This is a genomic window from Nonomuraea aridisoli, from assembly GCF_003236395.1.
Lineage (GTDB): Bacteria > Actinomycetota > Actinomycetes > Streptosporangiales > Streptosporangiaceae > Nonomuraea > Nonomuraea aridisoli.
This window is the reverse complement of sequence record NZ_POUD01000009.1, coordinates 63,899-80,174: the sequence shown is the minus strand read 5'-3', so window position 1 is coordinate 80,174 and position 16,276 is coordinate 63,899. Positions and strand designations below refer to the sequence as shown.

At 70.3% G+C, this 16,276-nt stretch carries 14 protein-coding genes; 2 read left to right on the top strand and 12 right to left on the bottom strand.

The window, feature by feature from the left end; translation table 11 throughout:
* From C1J01_RS04260 to C1J01_RS04250, 3 genes are all read right to left on the bottom strand, one after another.
* A partial coding sequence (locus C1J01_RS04260) for a threonine aldolase family protein (RefSeq protein WP_220039721.1) occupies window positions 1–1,030 on the bottom strand: 1,030 nt, incomplete at its 3' end.
* Window positions 1,031–1,072: 42 nt separating this feature from the next.
* Window positions 1,073–2,020 carry a D-alanine--D-alanine ligase family protein gene (locus C1J01_RS04255; RefSeq protein ID WP_111176169.1) on the bottom strand — a complete coding sequence of 316 codons (948 nt, stop codon included), beginning with the start codon at window positions 2,018–2,020 and terminating at the stop codon, window positions 1,073–1,075.
* A 183-nt stretch (window positions 2,021–2,203) separates the two neighbouring features.
* A complete protein-coding gene (locus tag C1J01_RS04250; protein WP_235854246.1) occupies window positions 2,204–3,436 on the bottom strand; it encodes an aminotransferase-like domain-containing protein in 1,233 nt (410 codons plus the stop codon).
* A 269-nt stretch (window positions 3,437–3,705) separates the two neighbouring features.
* Here C1J01_RS04250 and C1J01_RS04245 point away from each other — a divergent pair, with 269 nt between their 5' ends.
* The gene (locus C1J01_RS04245) at window positions 3,706–4,323 is read left to right on the top strand and encodes a GNAT family N-acetyltransferase (RefSeq protein WP_111176165.1); all 618 of its coding nucleotides are present in this window, start codon (window positions 3,706–3,708) and stop codon (window positions 4,321–4,323) included.
* Between the two features lie 149 nt (window positions 4,324–4,472).
* On the opposite strand, the gene trxA is transcribed toward C1J01_RS04245, so the two are convergent.
* The 8 genes from trxA to C1J01_RS04205 form a co-directional block, all read right to left on the bottom strand.
* Window positions 4,473–4,787 carry a thioredoxin gene (gene trxA, locus C1J01_RS04240; RefSeq protein WP_111176163.1) on the bottom strand — a complete coding sequence of 105 codons (315 nt, stop codon included), beginning with the start codon at window positions 4,785–4,787 and terminating at the stop codon, window positions 4,473–4,475.
* Window positions 4,788–4,797: 10 nt separating this feature from the next.
* The gene (trxB, locus tag C1J01_RS04235) at window positions 4,798–5,730 is read right to left on the bottom strand and encodes a thioredoxin-disulfide reductase (protein WP_111176161.1); all 933 of its coding nucleotides are present in this window, start codon (window positions 5,728–5,730) and stop codon (window positions 4,798–4,800) included.
* Between the two features lie 147 nt (window positions 5,731–5,877).
* Window positions 5,878–6,795 (bottom strand): RsmA family anti-sigma factor, encoded by a 918-nt coding sequence (locus C1J01_RS04230; RefSeq protein ID WP_111176159.1) that lies wholly within the window; start codon window positions 6,793–6,795, stop codon window positions 5,878–5,880.
* Window positions 6,785–7,420 (bottom strand): RNA polymerase sigma factor SigM, encoded by a 636-nt coding sequence (gene sigM, locus C1J01_RS04225; protein WP_111176157.1) that lies wholly within the window; start codon window positions 7,418–7,420, stop codon window positions 6,785–6,787. Before sigM ends, C1J01_RS04230 begins: the two co-directional genes overlap by 11 nt.
* Before the next feature lie 15 nt (window positions 7,421–7,435).
* On the bottom strand, window positions 7,436–8,956 hold the full coding sequence (locus C1J01_RS04220; RefSeq protein ID WP_111176155.1) for a protein kinase family protein: 1,521 nt from the start codon (window positions 8,954–8,956) through the stop codon (window positions 7,436–7,438).
* A 166-nt stretch (window positions 8,957–9,122) separates the two neighbouring features.
* On the bottom strand, window positions 9,123–10,727 hold the full coding sequence (murJ, locus tag C1J01_RS04215; protein WP_235854245.1) for a murein biosynthesis integral membrane protein MurJ: 1,605 nt from the start codon (window positions 10,725–10,727) through the stop codon (window positions 9,123–9,125).
* Complete coding sequence (locus C1J01_RS04210; protein ID WP_111176153.1) at window positions 10,724–12,826, bottom strand: DUF6049 family protein; 2,103 nt, start codon at window positions 12,824–12,826, stop codon at window positions 10,724–10,726. The genes murJ and C1J01_RS04210 overlap by 4 nt, the downstream gene beginning before the upstream one ends.
* Before the next feature lie 50 nt (window positions 12,827–12,876).
* The gene (locus C1J01_RS04205) at window positions 12,877–13,401 is read right to left on the bottom strand and encodes an aminoacyl-tRNA deacylase (RefSeq protein WP_111176151.1); all 525 of its coding nucleotides are present in this window, start codon (window positions 13,399–13,401) and stop codon (window positions 12,877–12,879) included.
* 152 nt (window positions 13,402–13,553) lie between these two features.
* On the opposite strand from C1J01_RS04205, the gene C1J01_RS04200 reads away from it, so the two are divergent.
* Complete coding sequence (locus C1J01_RS04200; protein ID WP_438943089.1) at window positions 13,554–14,951, top strand: CCA tRNA nucleotidyltransferase; 1,398 nt, start codon at window positions 13,554–13,556, stop codon at window positions 14,949–14,951.
* On the opposite strand, the gene C1J01_RS04195 is transcribed toward C1J01_RS04200, so the two are convergent.
* On the bottom strand, window positions 14,931–16,217 hold the full coding sequence (locus tag C1J01_RS04195) for an MFS transporter (RefSeq protein ID WP_111176147.1): 1,287 nt from the start codon (window positions 16,215–16,217) through the stop codon (window positions 14,931–14,933). The two genes, C1J01_RS04200 and C1J01_RS04195, sit on opposite strands and share 21 nt — an antisense overlap.
* Window positions 16,218–16,276: the final 59 nt, after the last annotated feature.

The following is a 16,276-nucleotide window of genomic DNA, read 5'->3' as shown; positions in this document are numbered from 1 at the left end:
GGTGGAGGTCTTTGAGGAAGTCGTCCACCTGGTCCGGGGTGGTGTCGAAGGCGGTCATCCAGCGGACCGTGCCGGCGGGCTCGTCCCAGTAATGGAAGAGGTAGCGCCGGCGGAGGGTTTCGGTGGCGGCGTGGGGGAGGGTGGCGAAGACGGCGTTGCCCTCCACCGGGTACGCCAGCGACACGCCCGGCACGTCCGCCAGACCGTCGGCCAGGCGCATGGCCATCGCGTTCGCGTGGGCCGCGTTCCGGCGCCAGAGGTCGTCCGTCAGGAGGGCGGACAGCTGCGCCGAGACGAAGCGCATCTTCGAGGCGAGCTGGAGCGACTGGCGCCGCAGGAACGGTACGGCGTGGGCGAGCGAATCGTCGGCGACCACGACGGCCTCGGCCGCCAGGGCGCCGTTCTTGGTGCCGCCGAAGCTGAACACGTCCACGCCGGCGTCCGTCGTGACGGCCTTCAGGTCGCAGTGGAGGAACGCGGCGGCGTTGGCGAGCCGGGCGCCGTCCACGTGGAGCCGGAGGCCGTTGTGGTGGGCGGTGTCGGCGAGGGCGGCGATCTCGTCGGGGGTGTAGCAGGTGCCGAGTTCGGTGACCTGGGAGATGGAGACCACCGTCGGCTGCGGCTCGTGCGGATTGCCGATGCCGCCGAGGCGTGACGTGATGTCGGCGGGTCGGAGCTTGCCGTCCTCGGTGGGGACGGTCATCAGCTTCACGCCCAGCAGCCGCTCGGCCGCGCCCGCCTCGTGGGTGGCGATGTGGGCGTCGGCGGCGCAGATGACGGCGTCGTAGCGGCCGAGCATGAGCGCGAGACCGACCATGTTGGCGCCCGCGCCGTTGAGCACGGGGAAGGCCTGGGCGGCCGAGCCGAACACCTCCTTGGCCCGCTCCTCGAACGCCGCCGTCCAGGTGTCGTCACCGTACGCGGGCGCGTCGCCCTGGTTGGCGGCGGCGATGGCGTCGAGGATGGCCGGGTGCACGCCGGCGTGGTTGTCGCTGGCGAAACTCTTGGGGTACATCGAATCGATCAGCACAGGCCCAGGCTACTCAGCCCGGTTTCGCCGCCACGCGACCGGTCAGCGGTTGGTGGCGTTCTGCAGGAGGGTACGGCACAGCTCGCCGAGGTCCCGCCCGGCGGCTTCGGCGGACATCGGCAGCAGCGACGTCTCCGTCATGCCGGGCGCCACGTTGACCTCGAGGAAGTGCGGCACGCCGTCGGCGTCGACGATCAGGTCCGTACGGGAGATGTCACGCAGCCCCAGCGCGGTGTGGGCGGTCACGGCGGCCTCGGCGCACGCGGCGGCCGCGGCGGGTGTGAGGCGGGCGGGGGCGAAGAACTCGGTACGGCCGGCCGTGTAGCGGGCGGCGTAGTCGTAGACCCCCTCGTCGGGCACGATCTCCACCGCCGGCAGCGCCACCGGCCCGTCGCCGAGGTCGACGACGGAGACGGAGACTTCGACGCCCTCGACGTACCGCTCGATCAGCGCGGTGTCGCCGTAGGCGAAGCAGCCGACCATGGCGGCGGGCAGCTCCTCGGCCGTACGGACGAAGGAGGCGCCGAGGGCGGAGCCGCCACGGGCGGGTTTGACGAACAGCGGCAGCCCGAGCCGCTCGACGATGCGGCCGAGCACGGCCGTGGCGCCGAGGTCGTGGAACGTCTCCTTCGGCAGGGTGACGGACTCGGGGGTGTGCAGGCCGACCGAGCGGATGACGACCTTGGCGGTGGGCTTGTCGTAGGCCACCCGGCACGCGTCGGGACCGGCGCCGACGTACGGGACGTCGAGGAGCTCCAGCACCGAGCGGATCGCGCCGTCCTCACCGGCTCCGCCGTGGAGCGTGACGAAGACGGCGTCGGGCGGGTCGGCGAGGATCGACGGGACGAGCGACGCGTCGGTGTCGCGGGTCTCCACGTCGACGCCCGCCGCGCGCAGCACCTCGCTGACCCGGCGACCCGAGCGCAGAGAGACCTCCCGCTCGTAGGAGAGGCCTCCGGCCAGCACCAGCACGTGGCCCAGATCGCTCATCACTTCTCCTCCGCTGATCCCACCGCTGTCCAACGGTACCGGCGTGGGGGGCGAATGCTGCACGGGAGGTGCTTTCTCCGGCGATCCCATCCCATCTCGGCCGTTCGACGAGGGGAATTCTTGGTGTTGGGCAGAACGAGGGGGCCGGTTCGTCAAGCCCCGGCCCCCTCGGTGGTGGTCGCGTCAGGCGAGGTCGGGGCCTGGTGTGTCGACGCCCTGGCGGTCGATCGCGGACCCAGTGCCGAACGTGTCGCGCAGCTGCATCTCCTGCTCGATCACGCTGGCGAGCCGGCGCACGCCTTCCCTGATGCGGTCGGGCTCGGGGTAGCAGTACGACAGACGCATGTGCCGGGCGCCGCTGCCGTCGGAGAAGAACCCCGTCCCCGGGACGAACGCCACCCGCTCGGCCACGGCCCGCGGCAGGATGGCCTTGGAGTCGAGCCCTTCGGGCAACGTCGCCCAGACGAAGAAGCCGCCCGCGGGACGTGTCCACGTGACCTCGGGCGGCATCAGCGCGTCGAGCGCTTCGAGAAGCGCGTCGCGGCGCTCCCGGTAGAGCTCCCTGAACGATTTGATCTGCTCACGCCACGGTTGCGTGGCGAGATACTGGCCGACGGCCAGCTGGGTGAACGAGGAGTGGGACAACACGGCCGACTCCATGGCGAGCACGAGCTTGTCACGGATGGCGTGCGGCGCGAGCGCCCACCCGACGCGGAACCCGGGCGCGAGGGTCTTCGAGAACGACCCCAGATAGACCACGCCGTCGGGATTGTCCGCGCGCAGGGCCCGCATAGGCTCCCCGTCGAACCCGAGCAGTCCGTACGGATTGTCTTCGATGATGAGGATCCCGGCCCGCTGGCAGATGTCGAGCACCTGCTGACGCCGCGCGATGTTGAGCGTGACGCCGGCGGGGTTGTGGAAGTTCGGGATCGTGTAGAGGAACTTGATGGGCGCGCCGGCGGTCTCCAGCGCGTAGATGGTCTGAGCCAGCGACTCTGGCACGATGCCCTGGTCGTCCATGGCGATGTGAACGACTTTCGCCTGGTACGCAGAGAACGTCCCCAAGGCCCCCACGTAGGAGGGCCCCTCCGCGAGGACCACGTCACCCGGGTCGATGAAGATCCGGGTGATGAGGTCGAGTGCCTGCTGCGACCCGACGGTGACGACCACGTCGTTCGCCCCGGCGTTGATCCCCTCCAGCCTCATGACCTCGCAGATCTGCTCGCGCAGGTGCGGATCGCCCTGCCCCGAGCCGTACTGCAGCGCCACCGGGCCGCGCCTGGTGACGAGGTCGGAGACCAGCTCCCCGACCATGTCGAGGGGAAGCGCCGTGACGTACGGCATGCCGCCGGCGAGCGAGACCACCTCGGGCCTCGACGCGACGGCGAACAGAGCTCGAATCTCGGAGGCGACCATCCCGGCGGCTCGCGCCGCGTACCGATCGACGTAGGCGTCGATGCGCGACCCTTGGGTCGCGGGTGTCTGACCGTGATTCAGCTCTTCCGTCACGGCCCACCTCCTAGGTGTCATATCGGGCGGAAATACCAGATTACGCCAGTCGGGCATGTCCCCCGTGACCGGGCACGACCGTCGTGGTGTCCGCTGGCTGCATCTTCACTGGGCTACGATGCCAGTTGTGGACGCGGTTTTCGCGCGCTTTTCCGGGTCAACGATAGGGGCGGTAGTTGTCGCGCCGACTGGTCAACATAACCCTGGACAATCTTGAAGATCTTCCGCGGCGCTGCCGGCGGTGCGTGTTCTGGGAGCTCGACCCCGTCAACAGCGAGCGTGCGACGGAGTCGGGTGATCCGGGGTTGGAGAAGGAAGCCTGGATCTCCGCCACGCTGCTGGAGTGGGGGAGCTGCGGGAAGATTGTCTACGTCGATGGGGTCCCGGCCGGGTTCGTCCTCTACAGCCCGCCGCTTTACACCCCGCGTTCGCTGGCGTTTCCCACGTCGCCGGTGAGCGCCGACGCGGTGTTGTTGATGACGGCCCACATCATTCCCGAGTTCTCCGGCGGCGGGCTGGGGCGCATGCTCATCCAAGGCGTGGCCAAAGACTTGACCAGGCGCGGAGTCAAGGCCATTGAAGCTTTCGGAGATCTCAAGTGGGAAGAGCCGAGTTGCATAGTACCGGCGGAATACTTGCTTTCTGTGGGGTTTAAAACTGTTCGTCCGCATTTGAGGTTTCCGCGGTTGCGGCTCGAACTCAAGAACGCCGTCTCGTGGCGTGAGGACGTCGAGGTGGCCTTGGAGCGCCTCCTCGGCTCCATGAGCCCGGAGCGGGCTCTGCGGCCCGTCTGACGACCCCTCAGACCCGTACACACGCGAAAGCCCCCCGCGATCGAGTCGCGAGGGGCAGGGCGAAGCGCGCCACGAGCGGGTCGGCCGGGGGCAGGGCCGTTCCAGTGCTGCTCCCGGCCGACGGCCGCGGGGCCCATCCGCTGAACGTGCTAGATGATGCCCTCGAGCTCGCGCAGCAGCATGGCCTTCGGCTTGGCGCCGATGATCTGCTTCACGACCTCGCCACCCTTGTAGACGTTCATCGTCGGGATCTGGAGCACACCGTACTGGCGCGGAACTTCAGGGTTCTCGTCGATGTTGAGCTTGACGATCTCGAGCTTGTCGGCGTGCTCCTTGGCGATCTCTTCCAGGATCGGGGAGACCTGGCGGCACGGGCCGCACCATTCGGCCCAGAAGTCGACGAGGACGGGCTTGTCGTTCTTGAGTACCTCGGACTCGAACGTGGCGTCGGTGACAGCCTTCACGGTGCGCTCCTTACTTCTCGTTGTTGGCCAGCCAGCGCTCTGAGTCGAGCGAGGCAGCACAGCCGGTGCCGGCCGCGGTGATGGCCTGGCGGTAGGTGTGGTCGACGACGTCGCCCGCGGCGAACACGCCGTCGATGTTGGTCGCCGTGCTGGGGGAGGCCACCTTGATGTAGCCGTTCTCGTCGAGGTCGATCTGGCCCTTGACCAGCTCGGTGCGGGGGTCGTGGCCGATCGCGACGAACAGCGCGTCGGTGGCCAGCTCGCACTCCTCGCCGGTCTTGACGTTGCGCAGCTTCACGGCCTCGACCCTGGTGTCGCCCATCACGTCGGCGACCTCGGAGTCCCAGACGAAGCGGATCTTCTCGTTGGCGAACGCGCGATCCTGCATGATCTTGCTGGCCCGCAGCGAGTCACGGCGGTGGACCACGGTCACCATGCGCCCGAACCGGGTCAGGAACATGGCCTCCTCCATCGCGGTGTCGCCGCCGCCGACGACCACGATGTCCTTGTTGCGGAAGAAGAAGCCGTCACAGGTCGCGCACCACGACACGCCACGCCCGGACAGCCGCTTCTCGCCCGGCACGCCGAGCTCGCGGTAGCCGGAGCCCATGGCCAGGATCACGGACTTGGCGTAGTAGGTGTCGGTGTGGGTCTTGACGACCTTCGGCTCGGCCTTCAGGTCGACCTCGACCACGTCGTCGGCGACCAGCTCGGCGCCGAACCGCTCGGCCTGCTTGCGCAGGTTGTCCATCAGGTCGGGGCCCATGATGCCGTCCGGGAATCCCGGGAAGTTCTCCACGTCGGTGGTGTTCATCAGCGCGCCGCCGGCCGTGACGGAGCCCTCGAAGACCAGTGGTTTGAGCTCGGCGCGTGCGGAGTAGACGGCCGCAGTGTAGCCCGCCGGGCCGGACCCGATGATGATCACGTTACGAACGTCGCTCAACGCCCCACGCCTTCCTCGTCTGCTGTTGCCAACCGGCTCAACAGATCCTAGGCCGCCGTGATTCCCTGCCCTACCCCGCGACGCGGCGACGACGCGCCGGACAGACGAAAGAGCCCGCCGAAGCGGGCTCTGACGAGGTGTTCCGGCCTACCAGCGGCCCAGGGCGGGCTTACGCAGGTTCTTGCAGTTGAACGGGTCGACGATGTCGATGCGGACCCTTTCGGTGGCCCGGTTCTTCCAGGAGGCCACGACCATGGCCTCCTGGCCGTTGTACTGGCCGCGGTCGACCGCGAAGACGTCGAGCTTGCTGCGCTTGGAGACCGCGCTGACGCACTTGGCGACCTGGTCGCTCTCGGAGGAGGCGCCGTTCAGTGCGGGTGCGGGGCCGAGCAGGTCGTTCAGCCGCATCCGCAGCTCGGGGTCGCTGTAGTTGTGGTCGCTGTTGGTCACGACGTATGCCCGTGCGCGCAGCGGCTCGGAACTCGGCTGCGCCGAAGGCTGCGCTGACGACTGCGACGGCAGGGCGACCGGTGGCGCGACGCTCGCGCCGTCCCCGCCCGCCACGAGCAGGCCGGTGGCGGTCACCGCCGTGCCCACCACCGCCACCGCAGCGGCGGCCGCGACCGCCGGCATCGCCCAGCGGCGCCGCCGTGGGGCCCGGCGCCGGGCCGGCACGACAGTGCCGTCGTCGGCGACCACGCCGAGGCGCACCGGCTGCTCCGGGACCTGCTGGGGGACGTCGCCGGAGGCGGCGGGCCGCTCCCATGGGGCGTCCCGCATGAGCTCGTCCCAGTCCGGCGGCTCCGCGAGACCGACGCCGCCGCCCTGCAGGGACTCGGCCTCGGCCGCCAGCGCCTTGTCGATGCGCAGTGCGACGCCCATCGGCATGGCCGGTGTGGGGGTCGCCGCGAGCACCTCGCGAACCGCCGCCAGGTCGGCCAGCAGCTCCCCGCAGGGGTCGCAGACCACGAGATGCTCGCGGACCCGCTGTGCCGTGTCGGCGTCCAAGAGACCCTCGGCCAATTCGGCGAGGATCTCCAGATCGTAGTGCGTATCACCCGTCACGAAGTTCTGCTCCCTTCGCGGATGAGACGCGATTGGCTTCGGATCGGTTCCGCAGATGCGAAAGAATTGGGGCAAGTTTCGCGCGTCCTCGGGCGCACCTGCTCTTCACCGTGCCGCTGGGCACTTGGAGCACCTGAGCTGCGTCTTCGACCGAATAGCCCATCATGTCGACCAGCACCAGCGCCGCCCGCTGGTCGCCGGGCAGGAGTTTCAGCGCGGCCGAAACCTCCATCGAGACCTCGCGCTCGACGGTCTGGTCGGGCATCGGGGTCTCGCGCTCCGCGGCCTCGATGAGCTCGTCGTCGGCGACCGGGCGTACGGACTTGCGCCGCATCCGGTCGAGGCAGGCGTTCACCACGATGCGGTGCAGCCACGTCGTGACGGCGGCCTCACCGCGGAAGGAGCCGGCCTTGCGGTAGGCGGAGACGAAGGCGTCCTGCACGGCGTCGGCGGCCTCGTCAGGGTCACCCAGCGTCCGCAGGGCGACCGCCCACATGCGGTCGCGGTGGCGTTTGACGATTTCGCTGAAGGCGTGTGGATCCCCGTTGATGTGCGCGGTCAGCAGCTCGGCGTCGGTGACCGACGGCCGCTCCGCTGATGAGGGTGTCTCGGGTGGGGAGTTCACAAGAGGGATTCCTGATTATGCCGATCCGGGAGAGTGCACCACTACCTCATAGATGGTGCCATGAAAAGTGCCTGCATCCGTCGGAACACGCGTAAACCAGATCAAAACGTACTGGCCGCTTGTCGCCTCCTCGGGGGTCAGGGTGGTCTTGCCCGACGCGTCCTTCTCGGTCGCCACCGTCTTCAGCGAGCCCAGCTCGGCGGAGTCGCCCACCTTCAGTTCGACGCTCGCGCCGGACGCATCCGACAGCGTGACTTCGACGTCGCTGATCTGCATCGACTTGCCCATGTCGAGCAGCAGGCCGACGCCGTCCTTCAACCGGCCCAGGTCGGCGCTGGTGTAGGTCTCGGTCTTCCACAACGTGCCGGGCTTGCCGTCGATGGCGAGCTTGGCGATGTCGGACTTCTCGTCGCCGTCGCCCAGCGGGTCGAAGCCGCTGGCCTTGTCGGGCTTGACCGCCTCCACCTCCTGCGCCGTGGCGGGCGCGGTGGTGGCGGTGGTCGTGCCGCCCGCCTCGGCGGGATCGGTCGGGCTGCCGAGGCTGCGGCCGATGGTCCACGCGCCGACGCCGACCGCCACGATGACGAGCACCACCACCACCGTCATCAGCACCCGGTTGAGCGTGCTGCCGCCGCCTCCGTTGGCGGGCGGGCGGGGCGCGGGCGGCCGCGGCGCCATCGCGGTCTGCTGACGGTGGGCGATGTCGAGGCCCTCGGTGTGGGAGGCCGAGGCCACCGCGGGGGTGGAGGGGTAGGAGATCGGGATGGGCATCGGCCTGGCCACGTCGGCCAGCGCGTCCGCGACCTCGGACGGGCTGGTCAGCGGGCTCTGCCCCTTGCGCGACTCGGGCAGGCAGGCGCGCACGGTCACGGCGTCGAGGTAGCCGGGAACGCCGGCGGTGACCTGACGGGGTGAGCAGAAGTGGCCGTCGGTCATCGGAGCCGCCGGCAGGCCGCCCTCTTCCTCGTCGCCCGGCCAGTGACCGGTCAGCCCGGCGTACAGCAGCCGGCCGAGCCCCTCGGCGTCGTCGAGCGCCGGCTGGTCGGTGGTGAGGCCGGACAGGGCGGCGTCGACGGCCACGCCGAGCACCTTGACCGTGTTGCCGGTCGTCCACACCAGGTGGGCCGGGCGCAGGCACAGGTGGTAGAGCTGCGCCTCGTGGGCGTGCGCCAGCGCCTCGGCCGCCTCGGCGACCAGGCCGGCGGCCCGCTCGGGCTCCAGCGGCCCCGAGGCGAGCAGGTCGGTCAGCGTCTCGCCGGTGACCCACTCGCTGACGACGTAGGCCGCCTTGTCGTCCTCGGCGGCGTCGAAGACCTGGGTGATGCGCGGGTCGGTGAGCCGGCTCGCCGCGCGGGCGGCCGTGACGACCTCGTGGACGCGCGGGAAGTCCGGCGAGAACGTGTGCACGGCGACAGGCCGGGCCAGGATCTCGTCGATGGCCTTCCACAACGTGGCTCCATCGGACTCGCTGACGCGATCCTCCAGCCGGAAGCGCTCGGCGAGACGGGTGCCGGGTTCGACGGCCGACGTGCTCACTGGCTCTCTCCGCTGCGCCGATCGGGCGTGCTCATGACTCGACTCACCTGCGTGGGCGTGTCCCACGAAGGCACGCTATGCCGGGTGGATCCGCCCACGCCCCTCCTGCTTCCATTCGCGCGTGTCGGGCTCCATGGTAGTGCCGAGGAGATTCCGCCCGCGTTCTTTACCGACCTACCCGTCTTGCGACCATCCCAACGATCGAGTTGACCTCGGGAATGCGCATTCTGTGGGCCACACCGAGATACAGCAGCATTCCCAGGCCGCCGCCGACGGCAAGGACGATCACCGAGTTGAGGAACCCTAGCCCGTCGAGGGTCTCCGTGACCACCCATACGCTCGCCAGAGCCAGCACGGCGGTGGGCAGCGCGGCGAGATACATCCTGGTCATCGCCATGCCGACGGCCCAGCCGCCCAGCCCCTGAACCCGGCGGCTGGCGAGGATCCAGGCCAGCACCGCCCCCAGCGCGTACGCGATCGCGTACGCCAGCGCCAGCCCCATCACCGCGTACGCGGGCGGCAGCAGCACGTAGAACAGCACCATGAGACCGGCGTTGACCGCGGTCGTGCCGGCGCCGATGAACACCGGCGTGCGGGTGTCGCCGAAGCTGTAGAAGACCCGCAGCAGCAGCTGGAAGATCGCGAACGGCACCAGCGCCAGCCCGTAGACCTGCAGCACGTTGCCGATGTAGACGGCGTCGGCGACGCTGGTGGCGCCGCGGGCGTAGATCGGCACGGTGATCGCCGGCCCGATCACCATCAGCAGCAGCGACACCGGCACCATCATCGAGCAGACCAGCCGCACGCTCGACCCGAACTCGCCGCGCACGTCGTCGAGCCGCCCTTCGGCCACCGCCCGGCTCATGCGCGGCAGCATGGCGGTGATCACCGAGACCCCGATGACGCCGTACGGGAGCTGGAAGAGCTGGAAGGCCAGGGTGTACGGGGTGATGCCGTGCCCGGCGACCACGTTGCCCGCCGAGCTGGCCAGGTTGGTGGTCAGCACGAAGCCGAGCTGGGTGACGATCACGTAGCCGATCGTCCAGACGCCGACCTTGACCATCTCGCCCAGCCGGGCGTTGCGCACGTCGAAGCGGGGGACGAAGGAGAACCCGGCCCGGCGCAGCGCCACGATCAGCACCAGCGCCTGGGCGACGATGCCGGCGGTGGTGCCGAGGCCGAGCAGCGCCAGGTCGGAGTCGGTGACCCGCTCGATGTCGTTGCCGGTGCCGACCACCGCGTACATCACGAATACGCCGATGACGACCAGGTTGTTGAGCACGGGGGCCCACATCGGGGCGCCGTAGCGGTCGCGGGTGTTGAGGATGGCGCCGGCCACCGCGCCGACCCCGAAGAAGGCCAGCTGCGGCAGGATGAACCGGGCCAGCATGACCGAGACCTCGAACTTGGTGGAGCCGCGGTCCCAGTCGGTGTAGAGGTCGATCAGCAGCGGCGCGGCCAGCACGGCGACCGCCGCGACCAGCACCAGCCCGACCGTGGCCAGGGTGAGCAGCCGCTGCTCGTAGGCCCGCCCGCCGTCGGCGTCGTTCTGCTGCGCCCGGACGATCATCGGCACGACGACGCTGCTCAGCACGCCGAGCAGCAGCAGGTCGAGGATGCTGTACGGGATCGCGTAGGCCGCGTTGTAGGCGTCGCCCAGCGCCGCCGTGCCGATGGCGTAGGCGAGCACCATCGTCCGCACGAACCCCGTGACCCTGGACACCATGGTGCCCGCCGCCATGATGGCGCTGGCCCGAAGCATGCGGCTCATACGGTCTCACTCTCCCGGGACTTGGCGGCACGCGCGAGCTTCCGCTGCGACCTGCGCCGCAGCAGCCGGGTCACCACCGCGGCGAGCATCACGGTGAGCGCGGCGCCCACGATCACCAGGGCGATGCCGGTGTAGCCGGTCGTGCGGATCGTCAGCCGCTGCGGCTCGCCGTACGGCTGGCCGTCGGCCGTGCGCAGCTGCACGGTCACCGTCGCGTCGCCGCTGAGGGCGGCGTTCATCGGCACCTGGACCGTGCCGCTCTGGCCGCCGCCGATCGTCAGCTGCTCCGTGAAGTCGACCTGGAGCACTTCGGGGTTGTCGGACTTGACGTCGACCATGATCTCGACCTGGGTGGTCAGGGAGTTGCGCACGCTGATGGGCACCACGCCGTCGCTGCCCGCGAGCGTGCGGGGGCGGTCGGGGCCCGCGCCGGTGATCTGCACCTTGTCGGTGGTCGCGTCGATGGCCGCGCCGACCAGCTTGGTCAGCGCCCGGCCCGCCCGCGCGCTGCCGCGCCAGCTCGACGAGGTCAGCCGCAGCACCGCCGCGTCGAACGCGGACTGTGTCTTGTTGACCTTGACCAGGGAGGTGAGCTGCGCCTGGGTCCAGAGCTCCTTGACCGGCTGCAGGTATTTGCGGCTCAGCTCGTCCTTGCGCTGTTGCGCGGTGTAGGTCAGCCCGGCGCGCGGCACGGCCGGCTTGGCCGGCTTGATGGACTCCAGGCTGGTCAGTCGCAGCCACGGCAGCCGGCCCGCGGTCTTCAGCAGCGCGGTCACCAGCGACGGGTTGGGGTCCCAGCGCCGCGAGGGAGCGGCCACCAGCGACCGTGGCCGGGTCTGGCCGGGCTCGGCGGCGATCATCGCGGTCTCGGCGATGAAGCGCTGCGTGCTCAGGAGGGTGGACGTGCCGGACGCCGGCTCGAACAGCCGGCTCAGCTCGGGGTCGGCCACCAGCGCGGTGACGGGGCCGTTGACCGAGTCGAGCGTCGCGGCGGCGTCGGGCGTGGTGGTGAGCGGCGTCTGCGGCGGCAGGTTGGAGGAGTTGAGCAGGACCCTGTCGACTCCGCTGATCGACAGCAGGTCGAGCGCGTCGGGGTCGAGCAGGCCGGAGGCCGGCCAGTTGACGCTGGTCTTGGCGTTACGGCTGATCAGCGCGCCGGCCTTCTCCGCGCCCAGCTCGATGGCCCGCGCGGGCTGCGTGTCGAGCCCCTGGTGGGCCAGCGCGGCCACGTCGGGGTCGGCGTACGGGGTCGCGACCACGGGGGAGGAGGCCAGGGAGGTGCGCATGGTGGTCAGCCACGACGCCGCGGCCGTGCTGGCCGGCCTGGTCTGCTCGTCGTCGTCGACCTTGACGCGGTAGCCGCGCGACATCGTGTCGAGGTCGTCGAGCAGCGCGGGGTCGACGACCCAGGTCGTGCTGCTCGGCGCGGACTGCGCGATGCGGGCCAGGTCGGCCAGGCGGCCGCGGTCGCCGATCTCCTGGCTGAGCTCGTCGTCGACGAACAGGTCGTCGGTCGCCCGATGGGGCCGGTCGATCACCGGCAGCACCACGGCCAGCTTGTTGCGCGGCGGCTTCGGGGTGGTGGGCGGCGCGTACGTCAGGTAGGTGCGCTGCGCCGCCATGGGGACCTCGTTGGAGGCCACGTCGACGGCGATCGGGTAGGCCCCGAACGACCGGTAGCCGAGCTGCACGGGCGTCGCGGTGAACTGCCAGCGCGCCTCGGCCCCCGCGGCCAGCGTCGGGATGTACATCCTGGAGGTCCGGGAGACGTTGACCGGGACCGGGGTGTTCTGGTCGGTCTGATAGGCGGCCAGGGAGGCCCGGTCGGTGAAGGGCTGCTCCTGGTAGCGCAGGCGCACGGCGACGTTGGACAGCGCCGTGCCGGTGTCGTTGCGCACCGTGCCGGTGAAGGTGATCTCATCGGTGGGGTTTTTCGGCACCTCCGGCGTGATCGACGCGATCGACACCGCAAGAGTCTGCCTGACCTGCGCGGCGAGCACCTGCGGTGTCCGCGCGGCAGCCGTGCCGGGCGCGGCCGCCAGTAGGGGGGCGAGCAACGCGGCGGGCAGCACGGCGATCAGCGCGGCCTTACGGATCACGCTGACGCCCGGGCTGGACTACGACGACGCACGCCCGCAATGGTACGGGCTCAGTGCCGTCTCGCGACCGCCCCACGTGATCCTCTGGGGCGCGAGCCGCGTAGGTCGACTATCTTGCCCGGCAGGTGAGTCAGCAGGTCGAGGCCGCGAAGGGCGAGCGCGGTGTGCCGCTCTCCGGTGGGCATGAAGATCGTCTCAGCGTCCGTGGGAAGCCGATCGTCGATGAAGACGGGCAGCGACTCCGGCAGCAGCAGCGGGCAGACGAGCCCGTCGGCGTAGTCGGTGGCGGCGTTGACCACGTGGGCGGGAGCCGGCCGGACCTGCCGCGCGCCGAGCAGACCGCCGAGCGCCCCGGGGCGCGGGGGCAGCGAGACGGGGGAGGTCACCCCGGCGACGACCTCGCGGCCTGCCCTGGTCACCACGTCGAACACCGTCACCATCAGACACCTGTCGGGCGCCGCGGAGACCGTCTCCGGCAGTTCTTCCGCGCATGTCATGGGCCGCGGAAGGCGTACGATCTCATGATGGACCTGGTGTGCGAGGAGCCAGCGGTGGATCGCGAGGGCGTCCTTCATATAGTCCTCCTTGCCTCATTCGATGGCCCCCGACGGTCCTTGGACCGAAGGTAACCCGGACCTGGTGTGGCTCGGGGGATATGTTCCGGAATCAGCCGAAGGACCCGACTCGTTTGTCCGACTCAACTTTGACCGAAAGCCAGCAGCGGGCCATGACCGACCTGTTCCGCAAGATCGCCCCGGTGGCCGACGAGCTCGGCCGCCTCTTCGCCGCGCACGGCCATGAGCTGGCCCTCGTCGGCGGGCCGGTGCGCGACCTGCTGCTCGGCCGCATCGGCAACGACCTCGACCTGACCACCGACGCCCGCCCCGAGCGGGTGCTCGAGATCGTCAAGGACTGGGCCGACTCCGTCTGGACGATCGGCATCGACTTCGGCACCGTCGGCCTGCGCAAGGGCGGCTGGCAGATCGAGGTCACGACGTACCGCAGCGAGTCGTACGACCCCAAGTCGCGCAAGCCCGACGTGATGTACGGCGAGACGCTGGAGGCCGACCTGGAGCGGCGCGACTTCGCGGTCAACGCCATGGCCGTGCGGCTGCCGTCCCACGAGTTCGCCGACCCCTACGGCGGGCTGGGCGACCTGCGCGCCAAGCTGCTGCGCACGCCGGGGCCGGCCGAGCGCTCGTTCGACGACGACCCGCTGCGCATGCTCAGGGCGGCCAGGTTCGCCTCCCAGCTCGGCTTCACCGTCGATCCCGCGGCCCTGGAGGCCATGACGGCGATGTCCGACCGCATCGAGATCGTCTCGGCCGAGCGCATCCGCGACGAGCTCGACAAGCTCGTCTGCGGCGCCTTCCCGCGCGAGGGCCTGCGGCTGCTGGTGCGGACCGGGCTGGCCGCGCGCGTGCTGCCCGAGCTGCCCAAGCTGCGCCTGGAGATCGACGAGCACCACCGTCACAAGGACGTCTACGAGCACACCCTGACCGTGCTCGACCAGGCCGTCGCCCTGGAGGAGGACGGTCCCGACCGCATCCTGCGCTGGGCGGCGCTCCTGCACGACATCGGCAAGCCCAAGACGCGCCGCCACGAGCCCGGCGGGCGGGTGTCGTTCCACCACCACGAGGTGGTCGGCGCCCAGATGACGAAGAAGCGCATGACCGAGCTGAAGTTCCCGAAGGACGTCATTGCCGACGTCGCCCGGCTGGTCGAGCTCCACCTGCGCTTCCACGGCTACGGCACGGGCGAGTGGACCGACAGCGCCGTGCGCCGCTACGTCCGCGACGCCGGCCACCTGCTCGACCGGCTGCACAAGCTGACCAGGGCCGACTGCACCACCCGCAACAAGCGCAAGGCGGCGGCGTTGTCGCGCACCTACGACCAGCTCGAGGAGCGCATCGCCCGGCTCGCCGAGGAGGAGGAGCTCGCCAAGATCCGGCCCGAGCTCGACGGCAACGAGATCCAGCGCGTGCTGGGCGTCGGCCCGGGGCCGGTCGTGGGGCGGGCCTACAAGTTCCTGCTCGACCTCAGGCTCGACAAGGGCGTGATCGGCAAGGAGGCCGCCACCGAGGCGCTGCTGGAGTGGGCTCGGTCAACCGACCTGGGCGCGTGACGACGACGTGATCGCCCGGTAGGCGAGCGCCGCCACCGGGTAACCCACCGAGATGATCACGACGGCGAGGTACGACTTGCCGTCGGGCGGCAGGATCGCCGCCGCCGCGGCCGCGGCGAGCACGTACATGCCGTTGAAGAGCATGTCGTAGATGGAGAACGCCCGGCCGAGGTAGATGTCCTCCACGTCGCGCTGGACGGCCGTGTCGGCGCAGATCTTGACGCTCTGCCCGGCCACGCCCAGCACGAACCCGGCCACCGGCAGCCCCCACTCCTGGAACGGCAGCACCAGCACCGCGGTCAGCACCCCGGCCGCGGCCAGCGCGATCGGCACCCACCGCTCGATGGTGAACCGCTCGGTCGCGTAGGGGGTGATGATCACGGCCATGAAGTAGCCGAAGCCGGAGGCGGCCACCACCAGGCCGATGCCCTGCAGCGCGGCGTCGGGGTCGCCGTCGGTGAAGTAGTAGCGGTAGAGGATGATGCCGAGCGCCGTGCACATGCCGTACAGGAAGCGGTGGGCGGCCAGCGCGCCCAGGGTGCTGGCGGCGCGGCGGTGGCGCACCAGGTGTCTGGCGCCGTCGGCCAGGCCGACCACGACGTTGCGCAGGGCCTCGCGGGCCTGCGGCCGGTCGGGGTCGTCGGAGGGGCCGAGCAGCTCGCGGCCCATCGTCCGGGCGACCAGCGCGCTCAGGCCGAACACGACACCCGAGATCACCATGAGCAGCGCGACGCCGCCGTCGCCGCCGCCGAAGATGTCGCGCAGCAGGAAGCCGAGGCCCGCGCCGATGAACGTCACCACGGTGCCGGAGGTGGGCGTCACGGCGTTGGCCGCCATCAGCCGGTCGGCCGGCACGACGTGCGGCAGCGAGGCGCCGAGCGCGGCCAGGAAGAACCGGTTGACGCCGAGCACGCCGAGCGCCGCGGCGTAGAAGGCCGGGTCGGGCGCGTCGGTGGCCACCAGCGCCGCGGCCACGAACAGCAGCAGGGCGCGGATGAACGGCGCGATCACGAGGATCTGCCGCCGCGACCACCGGTCGATGAAGACGCCGACGAAGGGGCCGAGCACGCTGTACGGCAACAGCAGCACCGCCAGCCCGGCTGCGACCTGCAGCGCGGTCGTCTGGCTCTCGGGGCTGAAGAACGCGAACCCGGTCACCGCGAACTGGAAGATCCCGTCGGAGAACTGGGAGACCAGCCGGGTGCCGAACAAGCGCCGGAAATCTCTCCCCTGGAGGACCACGCGTAGATCGGCGACAAAAGACACGCCGTCAGCCTAGCCGCCACGACCCACCGCGAACGATGGCGCGAAGTCGGGGACACCAG